Genomic DNA, 13,500 nt, shown 5'->3' with positions numbered 1-13,500 from the left:
CGACGGTCTTTGGCGGATAAAGCCTCCTTTCTGACTCAGTAAGATCAGGCGGCCCGTTGCAAATAAATCGCAATCTTCTAATTTGCCTACATGGGGCCTCAGGACATCAGCAAGCTGATCGTCCGGACTTCGATGAAGGACCGGGCTGCGTTCGATCTGCTGTACAAGCAGACCAGCGGGAAACTTTTCGGCGTCTGCCTGCGTGTCTTGAGGGACAGGGGAGATGCGGAAGAAGCGCTGCAGGAGGTCTTCGTCAAGATATGGACGAAGGCGGACCGTTTCGCGGTTTCCGATCTGAGCCCGATTTCCTGGCTGGTGGCCATTGCGCGCAACCATGCGATCGATCGCATCAGGGCGCGGCGCGGTCCTTCTGCCAACATCGACGCAGCCCTCGACGTCGCCGACCCGACGCCGGGACCTGAGGCCATGGCTGTCGCGGGCGGCGAGGCCGAACGCATCTACCATTGTCTCGACGAACTCGAGAAAGACCGGGCGGCGGCCGTCCGGGGCGCCTATCTCAACGGCGAGAGCTATGCCGAGCTGGCGGAGCGCCACAAGGTTCCGCTGAACACGATGCGGACTTGGCTGCGGCGAAGCCTGCTCAAACTGAGAGAATGTCTGGAAAGATGACGCTGGCGGAAGACAACGGACCGGAACGCGGAGGCGACGACCTGCTCGCCGCCGAATACGCTCTCGGCGTTCTGGCCGCCGACGAACGCCAGATCGCGTCCCGCCGCATCGACACCGAGACGGCGTTCGCCCGCCTGGTCGATGTCTGGGAGGTCCGCTTCGCGCCGATGGCGGCCGCCTATGCCGCGGTCGAGCCGCCGGCTTCGGTCAAGGCGGCGATCGACCGGCGGCTGTTTGCCTCTTCGGCGGCCGCGTCTGCAGCCCCCAGCGCCGGCCTGCTGGGGAGCCTCGCCTTCTGGCGCGGACTTGCCGCCGCCGCGCTTGCTGCTTTGGCCGTCTTTGTCGCCCTGCCTTTCGCAAATCCGCCGTTGCCGCCGCCCGAGACCAGGCTGGTCGCCTCGCTCGCCGCCGACAACAGCAGCGTCAAATACCTCGCCGTCTACGACGCCGCCCGCCAGGAGGTCGGCCTGTCGCTGGTTTCCGGCGAGCGCGGCGCCGGCAAGGACTTCGAGCTGTGGATGATCGAGGGCAAGAACGCGCCGGTATCGATGGGCGTCATCCCTGCCGGCCAGACCGCGCGCATGACTGTTTCGCCGTCGGTCCAGCAGAAGCTGGCGCAAGGCGCCGTGCTCGCCGTCAGCCTCGAGCCGGCCGGCGGATCGCCGACCGGCCAGCCGACCGGCCCCGTCGTCGCCGCTGGCGACCTGAAGGGCATCTGATCGTTCTCAAAGGTTAGTAGAAGTCTATCTGCCGGCGATGCGTCGGACGGTGCACTTTCATGCGGTCAACTGCGGCGCATCTGAATTCTTCTCGACAAACAAAAAATCTTCGATGGTTGCGAAACTAAGTTTTTCCCCGCCCGTATCTCTTCGCGTTCCCACAAACGGGAAAAACAACCCGAGGAGACTGACACCATGCGTAAACTCGCCACCCTTTTGCTTGCCTCGACGATCGGTCTTTCCGCGCTCGGCGCCGTTGCCTATGCCGCCAATCCGATGGTCGGCGGCGCGCCGATGTATGCCAAGAAGAACATCATCGAGAATGCCGTGAATTCGAAGGACCACACCACGCTGGTTGCCGCCGTCAAGGCCGCCGGCCTCGTCGACACCCTCCAGACGCCCGGTCCGTTCACCGTCTTCGCACCGACCAACGAAGCCTTCGCGGCGCTTCCGGCCGGCACGGTCGAGACGCTGCTCAAGCCCGAGAACAAGGACAAGCTCACCAAGATCCTCACCTGCCATGTCATCGCCGCCAAGGCGATGGCCGCCGACGTCGCCAAGATGGCCAAGGCCGATGGCGGCGCGCATGAGGTCAAGACCGTCGGCGGCTGCGCGCTGACGCTGAAGTCGGAGAAGGGCAAGGTCACGGTGACCGACGAGAACGGCAATGTCGCTCATGTCACGATCGCCGACGTGCGCCAGTCGAACGGCGTCATCCACGTCATCGACAAGGTTCTTCTGCCGAAGATGTAACAAAGCGCGTGCGGCCGGCGAAGTGAGATGTGTCCCGCCGGCCGCACGGTTCTCCCTCCCACATTCCGTGCTGCCGTCAAGCGCCGCTCCGTATCGCCAGGGCTTGGGTCGACGCGGAGTGGCGCGGGGACCGTCACCGGCTTTTGATTTTCCGGCGGCGCCATAGTTTGTAACAAGACGTCAGGAGCAAAGGCCATGAACCGTCGCGACTTTCTCTGGAGCGGTGCCGCCGCCACTGCCCTCATCATAGGAACCGGAGCGGCGTTGCGCGTGGGCGGCGCCAAGCCGGCTCTGGCCGCCGAGACATTCGAGGTCGTCAAGACCGACGCCGAATGGCACGCCATCCTTTCGGATGCCGCCTTCGACGTGCTGCGCAGGGAGGGCACCGAATATCCCGGCACCAGCCCGCTGCTCAACGAGCACCGCAAGGGCATCTTCGCCTGCGCCGGCTGCGACCTGCCGGTCTATCCGTCGGAGACGAAGTTCGATTCCGGCACCGGCTGGCCGAGCTTCTGGCAGGAGATCCCCAACGCCATCGGCAAGACCGCGGACCGCTCGCTCGGCATGACCCGCACCGAGGTCCACTGCCGGCGCTGCGGCGGCCATCTCGGCCATGTCTTCGACGACGGCCCGCCGCCCACCGGCCTGCGCCACTGCATCAACGGCGTGGCGCTGAGCTTCAAGCCGGCTGCGGCCTGAAGCCGTCGCTCCCAGAGCGGTTCAGCTTTTCGCAGGATCGCTGATCCGCTCTAAACATTTGTGTTTGCGCAATTCCGGACGGAAAACTGCCACGCACTTTTCCTGGGATTGCTCCAAAGAAATGACCCCGGAAATCGACGACGATTTCCGGGGTCACACGTTGAGGACGCCAGGCGGGGGTTCCGGCTCCTCAATGGCCTCCGCCGCCACCGCCGCCCTGCTGGGCCGGCTTGCTGATGAACAGAACGAAGAAGCCGAGCGTCGCGAATAGCGCCGTCAGCAGCATGAACACGTCCATGAAGGACAGCAGCGCCGCCTGCTGCTGCACCATTCCGGACAGTTTCGAGATCGCCGCGCTCGTGGCGTCGAGGCCCGCGGTCTGCTCGAAGTTCAGCGTCATGTTCTGCAGCTTCGTCTGCGCGGCCTCGCTGCCCCACTGCACGTGCTCGGACAGCCGCGCATAGTGGAAGGCGTTGCGATTGATCAGCACCGTGTTGATGATCGCCAGGCCGACGGCGCCGCCCAGGTTGCGGGTCAGGTTGAACAGCCCGGACGCGTTCTTCAGCCGCTCCGGCGGCAGCGTGCCGAGCGCGATGTTGTTGATCGGCACCATGCACAGCATCATCGAGCAGCCGCGCAGGATCTGCGGGATGAGCAGCTCATAAAAATCCCAGTCGGCGTTGAGATGCGTCATCCACCAGGTGCCGGTGGCGAAGCCGAAGAAGCCGACCATCATCATCACCCGCAGGTCCATCTTGCTCGACAGGATGCCGGAGATGGGCGCGGTGAAGAACATCGCCAGGCCGCTGACGAACAGCGCCTCGCCGATCATCATCGAATCGTAGCCGCGGATGCGCCCCAGGAACACCGGATAGAGATAGGTGAGCCCGTAAAGGCCGATGCCGACGACGAACGAGAACAGCGAGCCGAAGGCGAAGTTGACATTGCTGAAGGCCCTGAGGTCGACGATCGGCTCCTCGGCGGTGAAGACGCGCCAGAAGAATATGACCGCGCCGATGGTCATGATGATGGCGCAGGCGAACACCGCCGGCTCCTGCAGCCAGTCGTGGTTCGGGCCTTCCTCCAGCACATACTCCATGCAGCCGAGGAAGGCGGCCATGCCGACCAGGCCCCACCAGTCGAACTTCGAGAACAGCTTGAGGTTGGGCTTGTCGAAATCGATCAGCGCCCAGGCCGCGGTCGCCACCAGTATCCCGGGCACGACGTTGATCAGGAACAGCCAGTGCCAGGACATGGCGTGGCTGATGTAGCCGCCGACCGTCGGGCCGATGGTCGGCGCCAGGGTCGCGACCAGGCCGATCATCGGCGAGACGACGGCGCGGCGCGACGGCGGGAAGATGGTGAAGGCGGCCGCGAACACGCTCGGGATCATGCCGCCGCCGATAAAGCCCTGGATGGCGCGGTAGACGATCATCTGGTCGATGTTGGTGGCGGTCGCCGCAAGCGCGCTTGCCGCGGTGAAGCCGGCGGCGGCGATGGTGAACAGCACGCGCGTCGACAGCATGCGGCTGAGGAAGCCCGACAGCGGGATCATCACCACCTCGGCGATCAGGTAGGCGGTCTGCACCCACGGGATCTCGTCGGAGCTGGCGCTGAGGCCCGCCTGGATCTCGGCCAGCGATGCCGAGACGATCTGGATGTCGAGGATCGCCATGAACATGCCGAACACCATCGCCAGGAAGGCGATGACGCGGCGCACCGGCATGTGGTCGGCCGGTGCGGCGGCGGCCGGCCGTGCCGGCGCCGATCCTGCGGTGATGGTTGCGGTTGCCATGTCATGGCCTCCCTAAGGCAATTCCAGGAAACGCGCGTAGCGGTCTTCCGTACGCAATTGCGTCGAGACAAATACCAGGCAGGCGGGGCGGCTCGGCGCTCGATCGGCCACCGGGCCGCCCCCCAAAACTGCTTAGTTGGTCGTCGAGGCCGGCGCGGTGCGGCTGTCGGCGGCGACGACGACGCTCAGGCCGGCCCGCAGCTTGCCGGTCTTCAGCACGTCGGCCGGCACGTCGATGCGCACGGGCACGCGCTGCACGACCTTGGTGAAGTTGCCGGTGGCATTTTCGGGCGGCAGCAGCGAGAACACCGCGCCCGAAGCCGGCGCCAGCGACGAGACCGTGCCCTCGAAGGTCTGGCCGTCGATCGCGTCGACCGTGATGCGGACCTTCTCGCCGGGCACCAGCCGGCCAAGCTGCGTCTCCTTGAAATTGCCGACGATGTAGAGCTTGTCCATCGGCACGACGACGGCGAGCTTCTGGCCGGGGCTGACGAGGTCGCCCTGCTCGACCGAGCGGTTGCCGACGACGCCGTCATAAGGCGCCTTGAGCACGGTGAAGGAAAGGTCGCGCTGGGCCTTGTCGCGGGTCAGCTGCAGCGAGGCGAGCGTGCTCGCCTGCTCCGCGCGCTGCGCTTCGAGCACGCCGATATTGGCCTGCGCCGCGGTGATCTGCGCGTCGGCGCCGGCAAGCGCGGCCTTGGCCTGGTCGAGCGCCGTCTGGGCGTCGTCCAACTGCGCCTGCGTGCCGACATGGGTCTTGACCAGCTGCGCCGCGCGAACCTGCGCGCGCGCCGCATTGTCGGCCGCCGCCTGGTCCGCGATCTTCTGCGCCGCGGCCTGCGCCAGCGAGGCCTGCGCCGCCTTGGTCTGCGCGTCGATGCGGTCGAGCGTCTTCGCCAGCGTGGCGATCTGCGCCTCGGCCTGGGCAACCGCTATCTTGTAGTCGCCGTCGTCGATGACGAACAGCGGATCGCCGGCCTTGACCCTCTGGTTCTCGCTCACCAGCACCTTATCCACATAGCCGGAGATTTTCGGCGACACGAACGACATGTCGGCCTGGACATAGGCATCGTCGGTGGAGATCATGAACCGGCCGTCGGTCCAGTAGTTGTAGCCATACCAGGAGCCGGCGCCGAGGAGGGCAAGCCCGATGATCGGCAACAGGAACGAGCGGACCGAGCGCTTCTTCTTGGCCGGCGCCTCGACAGGCGCGACGGGAGCGGGCTGGACGGGCACCTCCGGCGCTTCGGTCGACGGCTGGACCTTGGCGTTGGGAAACGTGCGGACTTCGGCGGTAGCGGGCGCGTTCGAGGACATGATAATCTCTCTGGGTAAAGTCAGTCAGACTGAACCGTTCGGTTCGAATTGGTCATTGACATAGTACGGAAAGAGGCCCATATCAAGTGCAAATCGAACCGCTTGGTTCGAAATATTTCGTGAGGTGTGACTTTAATGGTCGAAACGACAGCGGATAGCGATCTGCTCGACCTGCGCAAAGGCCGTCCGGCGGCAGGGCAGGATCCGGTCAAGCGGGCCCAGATCATCGAAGGCGCGCGCCGCGTCTTCATAGACAAGGGTTTCGAAGCCGCGTCGATGAACGACATCACGCGCGAGGCCGGCGTGTCGAAGGGCACGATCTACGTCTATTTCGCCAACAAGGAAGAGCTGTTCGAGGCCCTCATCGAGGAAGAGCGCGGCACCATCTTCAAGAACATGTACGAAGTGCTCGACCATTTCGACGACCTGCGCAAGACGCTGGTGAAGTTCGGCATGGTGCTGTCGGCAAAGATCACCTCGGCCAAGGTCATCCAGGCGCAGCGCACGGTGGTCGGCGCCTCCGACAGGATTCCCGAGCTTGGTGCCCGCTTCTACGAGCGTGGGCCGAAGCGCGGCCACGACAAGGTCATGGTCTTCCTCAACGAAGCCGTCGAACGCGGCCTCTTGAAGATCGACGATGTCGACCTCGCCGCCTACCAGTTCACCGAGCTGTGCTTGGCCGGCCTGTTCCGCCAATGTATCTTCTCCTATCGCACCAAGGCGCCGAGCCAGGCCGAGATCGAGCATGTCGTCCGCTCCGGCGTGAACGTCTTCCTCAAGGCCTACGGCACTGAAAAGCTTGAGGCGGAAGAGCAGGTGTCGGAACCGGCGTGAAAGCTCGAAGCGCGATGGCGAAGGATCGCGGCGTGCGTTCACCGACGCTGCGCGCGCATCGCCTGGACAGGCCTCCATGCCCGCCGGGCACGTCCTTCTTCCAGCCCGAATCGACCCGTCGATCGGCACTTTCGCGGAACCTCCGGAAGAGGTTGTTAACCATCGGTTCCTATGTCTCGGGACACGTTTGTTCGGCGAATCTCGAGTGTGACATCCATGCGTTTCTCCCGTGCCAATCCTTCCGGCGTCTCTGCCTATGGCGACAACGACGACAGCCGTCCGGAAGACGCGCAGCACCATGGCGCGGCTCCAGTACCGCAGGGGCAAACGGGCCAGGTCGTCACGCTGCGAGCCGCCGTTGAATCGACCGCCGCCGATTCGGCCGGCGACGAATTCGGCCCTCCGGCCTGGCAGCAATATTTCTTCCTCGCGCCCAATGTGCGGTTCACCCGCACGCCGGATGCCGACAAGCGGCCCGCACCGCAGCCGGATGATGAAGCGCCGGCCAAGGCGGCCCCCATCGGCGATTCCATCCGCCCTGCGCCGCCGGCCCCCTCGGCGGCCAACCCGGTCAGGGCAATTCCCACTGCAGCCTCTGCCAAGCCGCCGCAGGCCGTCGCCGCGCCGCGGGCGGCAGCGCCTTCGGCGCAAAAGCCGCAGCCGCCGAAATTTCGCTGGTCCTATCTTTCCGACGATGCGTTTTTCGAGTTCAGCATGCCCTTGCTCGCCGAGCGCCTGGCGCGGGCACGCCTGAACGAGCCGGCGCAGCCGGCCGTTCCTTTACTGGCACACGTTGCTCCGAAGGCGCAGCCGAGACAGTCCCGCCCCATCGGCGAGGCAACGTCGTTCTACCGCGTCATCGAATGGCGCTCGAACGGGCACTCCGCGGGCTTGGCCCCGGTGACGGCACCGGCCGGCCCGCCCGCCGTCCAGCCCGCCCCAATGGAGATCGAACAGCGCGTGCCGGAAGCAGCGGTCGCCGCGCCGGTTTCCAAGCCAAGGAGCGACCGGACGGCGCCGTCCCTGCCTGTCGCCGGCAAGGTCACGTCGCCGGCAGCTTCGGCCGGCTACGCGCTTCCCGCCGAGGATCTGCTGCAGATGCCGCCGGAGGGCCAGGGCTTCTACATGTCGCAGGAGCGGATGGAGCAGAACGCCGACCTGCTCGAAAGCGTGCTGGAGGATTTCGGCGTCAAGGGCGAGATCATCCACGTACGGCCGGGTCCGGTCGTCACCCTCTACGAGTTCGAGCCGGCGCCGGGCGTGAAATCCAGCCGCGTCATCGGGCTGGCCGACGACATCGCCCGCTCCATGTCGGCCATCTCGGCGCGCGTCGCCGTCGTGCCAGGTCGCAACGTCATCGGCATCGAACTGCCCAACGAAACCCGGGAGACGGTCTATTTCCGCGAGCTGATCGAATCGGGCGGCTTCCGCAACACGTCCTGCAAGCTGGCGCTCGGCCTCGGCAAGACGATCGGCGGCGAGCCGGTCATCGCCGACCTGGCCAAGATGCCGCATCTGCTGGTCGCGGGCACCACCGGCTCGGGCAAGTCGGTCGCCATCAACACCATGATCCTTTCGCTGCTCTACCGGATGAAGCCGGAGGAATGCCGCCTGATCATGGTCGACCCCAAGATGCTGGAACTGTCCGTCTATGACGGCATCCCGCATCTGCTCACGCCCGTCGTCACCGATTCCAAGAAGGCGGTCACCGCGCTCAAATGGGCGGTGCGCGAGATGGAGGAGCGCTACCGCAAGATGGCGCGCCTCGGCGTGCGCAACATCGACGGTTACAACCAGCGCGCCGCAAGCGCCCGCGACAAGGGCGAGGTCGTGGTCATGCAGGTGCAGACAGGCTTCGAGAAGGGCACGGGCGAACCGCTGTTCGAGGAACGGGAGATCGACCTCGCGCCGATGCCCTACATCGTCATCATCGTCGACGAGATGGCCGACCTGATGATGGTGGCCGGCAAGGAGATCGAAGGCGCCATCCAGCGGCTGGCGCAGATGGCCCGCGCCGCCGGCATCCACCTGATCATGGCCACGCAGCGCCCGTCGGTCGATGTCATCACCGGCACCATCAAGGCCAATTTCCCCACCCGCATCTCCTTCCAGGTGACGTCCAAGATCGACAGCCGCACCATCCTCGGTGAGCAGGGCGCCGAGCAGCTGCTCGGCCAGGGCGACATGCTGCACATGGCCGGCGGCGGGCGCATCGTGCGCGTGCATGGCCCCTTCGTCTCCGACCTGGAGGTAGAACACGTCGTGGCGCATCTGAAGGCGCAGGGGCGCCCGGAGTATCTCGACACCGTCACCGCCGACGAGGAAGCGGAGGAAGACCAGGCCGACGCGGGTCCGGTCTTCGACAAGGGCTCGATCGACGCCGAGGATGGCGACGCCCTCTACGAGGAAGCCGTCAAGGTGGTCAAGCGCGACAAGAAATGCTCGACCTCCTACATCCAGCGCCGCCTCGGCATCGGCTACAACCGCGCCGCCTCGCTGGTCGAACGCATGGAGAAGGAGGGCCTGGTCGGCGTCCCCAACCACGTCGGCAAGCGCGAAATCCTGGCCGGCCGGCGGGACCACGCGCCGGAACGCGACGAAACGGCCTGAGCAGGATCGTCAAGCCGGCGGATGCGGCTTTCGTCCTGACTTGTCTGGCTGCGACGTTCCGGCGGACGTCAGCCGCCGTTCGCCACCAGCGCGATCGCCGCGCGCAGCTCGTCGAGCCCCGCGGCCTTTTCCGACGATGTCGCCAGGACCGCGGGAAAGGCCGCAGGCCGTTTCTTGATCCTGGCCAGCGTCTCCTCGATCAGCTTCGGCACGCCGGCCGCCTTGATCTTGTCGGTCTTGGTCAGCACGATCTGGTAGGACACCGCCGCCTTGTCGAGAAGCGACAGCACTTCCTCGTCCTTGGCCTTGATGCCGTGGCGAGCATCGATCAGCACATAGACGCGCTTCAGCGTGACGCGTCCCTGCAGATATTCGAAGATCAGCTTCGTCCAGGCGTCGACCTTGTCCTTCGGCGCGCTGGCGTAGCCGTAGCCCGGCATGTCGACCAGCGCCATCGGCGGCAGGTCGGCGCCCTCGCCGGAGAAGCCGTCCGGCACGAAATAATTGAGCTCCTGCGTGCGTCCCGGCGTGTTGGAGGTGCGCGCCAGCCCATTCTGGCCGACCAGCGCGTTGATCAGCGACGACTTGCCGACATTGGAGCGGCCGGCAAAGGCGATCTCCGGCGGTCCCTCCGGCGGCAGGAACTTCATCGACGGCACGCCGCGGATGAAGATCCACGCTCGGGTGAACAGCTCCGGACTTATCGCGGTTTCGTTCGTGGTTCTATTCGGCGCGTTCAAACCGCGGCCTCCAGCTTTGAAATGTCGGCGCCACGAATGGCGTCGAGGTTGCGGCCGATCCTGTCGACCGGCCAATCCCACCAGGCCGCCTTCAACAGCCGCCGCGCCGTGAACTCGTCGAAGCGCATCTTCACCACCTTGGCCGCGTTGCCGGCGACGATCGCATAGGGCGGCACGTCGTGCGTGACAACCGATTTCGCCGCGACGATGGCGCCATGGCCGATCTTCACGCCGGGCATGATCACCGCGTCCATGCCGATCCAGACATCGTTGCCGACCACCGTGTCGCCACGGATCTCCCTGGACCATGTCTCAGGGTCGAAGCCTTCCTCCCAGCCATGGCCGAAAATGTTGAACGGTAGGTCGAGAAGCCCGACATCGCGTGGTTGGCCCCGTTCATGATGAAGCGCGCGCCCTCGGCGATGGCGCAGAACTTGCCGATGATCAGCCTGTCGCCGATGAAGGGATAGTGGTGCAGCACGCATTTCTCGGCGAATTTGTCGGGACCGTCGGGGTCGTCGTAATAGGTGAAGTCGCCGATCTCGATGTTCGGCGCGGTGACCAGCGGCTTCAGGAAGCCGACGCGCGGATGCATCGCAATCGGATGCTTGATGTGGGGATTGGGTCCGGTCATGGGCTGCTCCGTCCGCCTTGCAGCGATAGCGCAGCTTATATGGACATGCGGCTGTGCGGTCTACCCGCGCAACCGGGATCCCGCGAAGCAGCGCGGGACCCCGGCCTGCCGGACGGCCTCCCAAACACCGGCGTCGTCGCGCCGGAAGCCGTCCCGGCCTTATTGGGGAGGACCGAAAGAATCTACGAGGAACGCCCGGCCTGAGTTTCCGGCGACGACAAAAAAACCCCGGGCAAGCCCGGGGTTTTCGTTGTCGGTGATGTGACGCCGGCTACTCCGCCGGCGATGGTTTCTTGCGGAACATCGCTGCCAGATTGTCCCACAATTCGATCTTGGCGCCCTGGCGCTTCATGATCACGCCCTGCTGCAGGATCGAGAGCAGGTTGTTCCAGGCCCAGTAGATGACGAGGCCGGCGGGGAAGCTGCCCATCATGAAGGTGAAGATCACCGGCATCCAGGTGAACACCGCGGCCTGCGTCGGGTCCGGCGGCGCCGGGTTCATGCGCATCTGCAGGAACATGGTGATGCCCATCACCACCGCCCAGGCGCCGAGATGCGGCAGGAAAGCCGGCGGCGCGAAAGGCAGCAGGCCGAACAGGTTGAACACCGAGGTCGGATCGGGCGCCGCAAGGTCGTGGATCCAGCCGAAGAACGGCGCATGCCGCATCTCGATGGTGATGTAGAGCACCTTGTAGAGCGAGAAGAACACCGGGATCTGCAGCGCCACCGGCCAGCAACCGGCCAGCGGATTGATCTTCTCGGTCTTGTAGAGCTCCATCATCGCCTGCTGCTGCTTCATCTTGTCGTCCGCGTATTTCTCGCGGATTTCCAGCATCTTCGGCTGCACCTTCTTCATGTTTGCCATCGAAGCGTAGGACTTGTTGGCCAGAGGGAAGAAGATGGCCTTGACGATGATGGTGGTGGCCAGGATCGCCAGCCCGAAATTGCCGAAGAATTTGTAGAGCGTGTCGATCAGCCAGAACATCGGCTTGGTGATGAAGTGGAACCAGCCCCAGTCGATCAGGAGGTCGAAGCGCTTGATGTGGCGGTCTTCCTCGTAAGCGTTGATCTTGGCGACTTCCTTGGCACCAGCGAACACTTCAGTCTCGACCGTCGCGGACTGGCCGGCATCGACGTTGATCGCATCGGTCAGGAAATCGGACTGATAGCGGTGGCGGCCGTCCTCGAAATAGGCATAGCGCGGCTGGAACGGCTGCTTTTCGGTCGGCACCAGCGTCACCGCCCAGTATTTGTCGGTGATGCCGAGCCAGCCGTCGGTCGACTTGCCAGGCTGGAACTGCTTGTCCTTCTCGATCGACGCGTATTTGTGTTCCTGCAGGCCTTCTGTGCCGGTATAGCCTATCAGGCCCTCGTGCAGCACATAGGTGCTGGCGACGGCCGGCTTGTCGTAGCGGGTGACGCGGCCGTAGTTGAACAGCGAGACGGGGACGCTGCCCGAATTCTGCACGGTATCGGAGACGGTGAACATATAGTCGTTGTCGACCGAGATGGCGCGCTTGAAGGTCAGGCCCTTGTCGTTGGTGTAGGTGAGCGTCACCGGCGTCGTCGGCGTCAGCGTCGGATTGCCGTCCACCGTCCACACCGTCTCCGCGCCCGGCACCGCTCCGGTCTTGTCGTTGCCGACGAAGCCGATCTCGGCGAAATAGCCGTTGGGCAGTGACGAGGGGTTGAGCAGCTCGATCTCGGGCGAGTTCTTGTCGACCGTCTCGCGATAGTGTTTCAGCCTCAGGTCGTCGAGGCGCGCGCCGGTGAGGTTGATCGAGCCTTCGAGGCTCGGCGTGTCGATCTTGATGCGCTTCGACGCCGCAACAGCCTGATCGCGGCCGGCCGCCGTGACGGCCTCGCTGCCCGGCACGCTCGGAACGCTGCCCGGCGCCGGAGCCTGAGTGCCAGCCGCGCCGGAATTGGCGGCGCCGCCCGCTTCCTTCTTCTGCGCCTCGGCGCGCTGCTGCTCGATGCGGGCCTGCTCGCGCTGCTGCTCCATGCGCGGGTTCATGTAGAACACCTGCCACAGCGTCAGGACCAGCACCGAAAGCGCGATCGTGATGAAGAAATTGCGGTTGTTTTCCATCGAAAGCCCTTGGCCTATCGTGTTCCGCGCAGCCGGCGGGAGAGCTCGGCCTTCAACTGGCCGAACGGAACGGCAAGCACATCTTCGCGCCCGACGATGACATAGTCATTGCCGGGCGCCATGTCATCGGCGGCATGCGTGCGCACGGCTTCTCTGAGCCGCCGCCGGACGCGGTTGCGCACCACGGCGTTGCCGACCTTCTTGGTGACGGTGTAGCCGACGCGCGGCGAAAGGTCGTCGCCACGGTCGAGAACCTCGACGAGAAAAAGCCGCCCGCGGCGCTTCTCGCCGCCGCGCACAGCCAGGAAATCCGCGCGTTTCAGAAGCCGCCCGGGAGTTTTCCCTTTTGGCTTGCCGGTTGCGGGCAACGATCTCGTCTTTCGTTCAGGCGCTGAGCCGCTTGCGGCCGCGATTGCGGCGGGCTGCGACGACGCCGCGGCCACCCTTGGTGGCCATGCGGGCACGGAAACCGTGCCGGCGCTTGCGGACGAGTTTGGACGGTTGGTAGGTACGCTTCATTTGTTTTAATACCGCGGCGTGCGGCCCTTCTTGATTCTGTCACTCTGTAACAGGAGCTTTGCCGGGCCGGTTTTAGGCGCGATCGAAACCGCGCCGGGACGGATGGCCCGAGCGTGAGCGGGCTTATAGAAAGAAGGATTTTGGAAGTCAATCCGGCC

General features: G+C 65.0%; 12 protein-coding genes and 1 pseudogene. 6 read left to right on the top strand and 7 right to left on the bottom strand.

Going from position 1 to position 13,500, the window contains the following annotated elements; genetic code table 11:
• The first annotated feature begins 90 nt into the window (after window positions 1-90).
• The 4 genes from EJ067_RS15940 (at window position 91) to msrB (ending at window position 2,801) form a co-directional block, all read left to right on the top strand.
• Window positions 91-630, top strand: coding sequence for a sigma-70 family RNA polymerase sigma factor (locus EJ067_RS15940; RefSeq protein ID WP_126086589.1), 540 nt, complete (start codon window positions 91-93; stop codon window positions 628-630).
• Window positions 627-1,349: an anti-sigma factor gene (locus EJ067_RS15935; RefSeq protein ID WP_126089637.1), complete on the top strand. Its 723-nt coding sequence runs from the start codon at window positions 627-629 to the stop codon at window positions 1,347-1,349. The genes EJ067_RS15940 and EJ067_RS15935 overlap by 4 nt, the downstream gene beginning before the upstream one ends.
• 195 nt (window positions 1,350-1,544) lie before the next feature.
• The gene (locus EJ067_RS15930) at window positions 1,545-2,102 is read left to right on the top strand and encodes a fasciclin domain-containing protein (protein ID WP_126086588.1); all 558 of its coding nucleotides are present in this window, start codon (window positions 1,545-1,547) and stop codon (window positions 2,100-2,102) included.
• 195 nt (window positions 2,103-2,297) lie between these two features.
• Entirely contained in the window at window positions 2,298-2,801 is a 504-nt protein-coding gene (gene msrB / locus EJ067_RS15925) for a peptide-methionine (R)-S-oxide reductase MsrB (protein WP_126086587.1), read from the top strand.
• Window positions 2,802-2,991: 190 nt separating this feature from the next.
• Here msrB and EJ067_RS15920 read toward each other — a convergent pair whose 3' ends face one another.
• Both EJ067_RS15920 and EJ067_RS15915 read right to left on the bottom strand, forming a co-directional pair.
• Entirely contained in the window at window positions 2,992-4,596 is a 1,605-nt protein-coding gene (locus EJ067_RS15920; protein ID WP_126086586.1) for a DHA2 family efflux MFS transporter permease subunit, read from the bottom strand.
• A gap of 132 nt (window positions 4,597-4,728) precedes the next feature.
• Window positions 4,729-5,913, bottom strand: coding sequence for an HlyD family secretion protein (locus EJ067_RS15915; protein WP_126086585.1), 1,185 nt, complete (start codon window positions 5,911-5,913; stop codon window positions 4,729-4,731).
• 135 nt (window positions 5,914-6,048) lie between these two features.
• Here EJ067_RS15915 and EJ067_RS15910 point away from each other — a divergent pair, with 135 nt between their 5' ends.
• Together EJ067_RS15910 and EJ067_RS15905 are read left to right on the top strand one after the other, a co-directional pair.
• Window positions 6,049-6,747 carry a TetR/AcrR family transcriptional regulator gene (locus EJ067_RS15910; RefSeq protein WP_126086584.1) on the top strand — a complete coding sequence of 233 codons (699 nt, stop codon included), beginning with the start codon at window positions 6,049-6,051 and terminating at the stop codon, window positions 6,745-6,747.
• A 216-nt stretch (window positions 6,748-6,963) separates the two neighbouring features.
• Window positions 6,964-9,357, top strand: a complete 2,394-nt coding sequence (locus EJ067_RS15905; RefSeq protein WP_126086583.1) for a DNA translocase FtsK — start codon at window positions 6,964-6,966, stop codon at window positions 9,355-9,357.
• Window positions 9,358-9,425: 68 nt separating this feature from the next.
• Here EJ067_RS15905 and yihA read toward each other — a convergent pair whose 3' ends face one another.
• From yihA to rpmH, 5 genes and pseudogenes are all read right to left on the bottom strand, one after another.
• On the bottom strand, window positions 9,426-10,007 hold the full coding sequence (gene yihA, locus EJ067_RS15900) for a ribosome biogenesis GTP-binding protein YihA/YsxC (protein ID WP_245468325.1): 582 nt from the start codon (window positions 10,005-10,007) through the stop codon (window positions 9,426-9,428).
• A gap of 86 nt (window positions 10,008-10,093) precedes the next feature.
• A pseudogene (locus tag EJ067_RS15895) lies at window positions 10,094-10,731 on the bottom strand (CatB-related O-acetyltransferase).
• Between the two features lie 271 nt (window positions 10,732-11,002).
• Entirely contained in the window at window positions 11,003-12,823 is a 1,821-nt protein-coding gene (yidC, locus tag EJ067_RS15890; RefSeq protein WP_126086581.1) for a membrane protein insertase YidC, read from the bottom strand.
• A 14-nt stretch (window positions 12,824-12,837) separates the two neighbouring features.
• Window positions 12,838-13,191 (bottom strand): ribonuclease P protein component, encoded by a 354-nt coding sequence (rnpA, locus tag EJ067_RS15885; protein ID WP_126086580.1) that lies wholly within the window; start codon window positions 13,189-13,191, stop codon window positions 12,838-12,840.
• 16 nt (window positions 13,192-13,207) lie between these two features.
• The gene (rpmH, locus tag EJ067_RS15880; protein ID WP_008833937.1) at window positions 13,208-13,342 is read right to left on the bottom strand and encodes a 50S ribosomal protein L34; all 135 of its coding nucleotides are present in this window, start codon (window positions 13,340-13,342) and stop codon (window positions 13,208-13,210) included.
• Window positions 13,343-13,500 lie beyond the last annotated feature (158 nt).

Source organism: Mesorhizobium sp. M1D.F.Ca.ET.043.01.1.1 (assembly GCF_003952385.1).
In the GTDB taxonomy this organism is placed as follows: Bacteria; Pseudomonadota; Alphaproteobacteria; order Rhizobiales; family Rhizobiaceae; genus Mesorhizobium.
The sequence above is the reverse complement of the archived record's forward strand: the minus strand, read 5'-3'. Positions and strand labels throughout refer to the sequence as shown.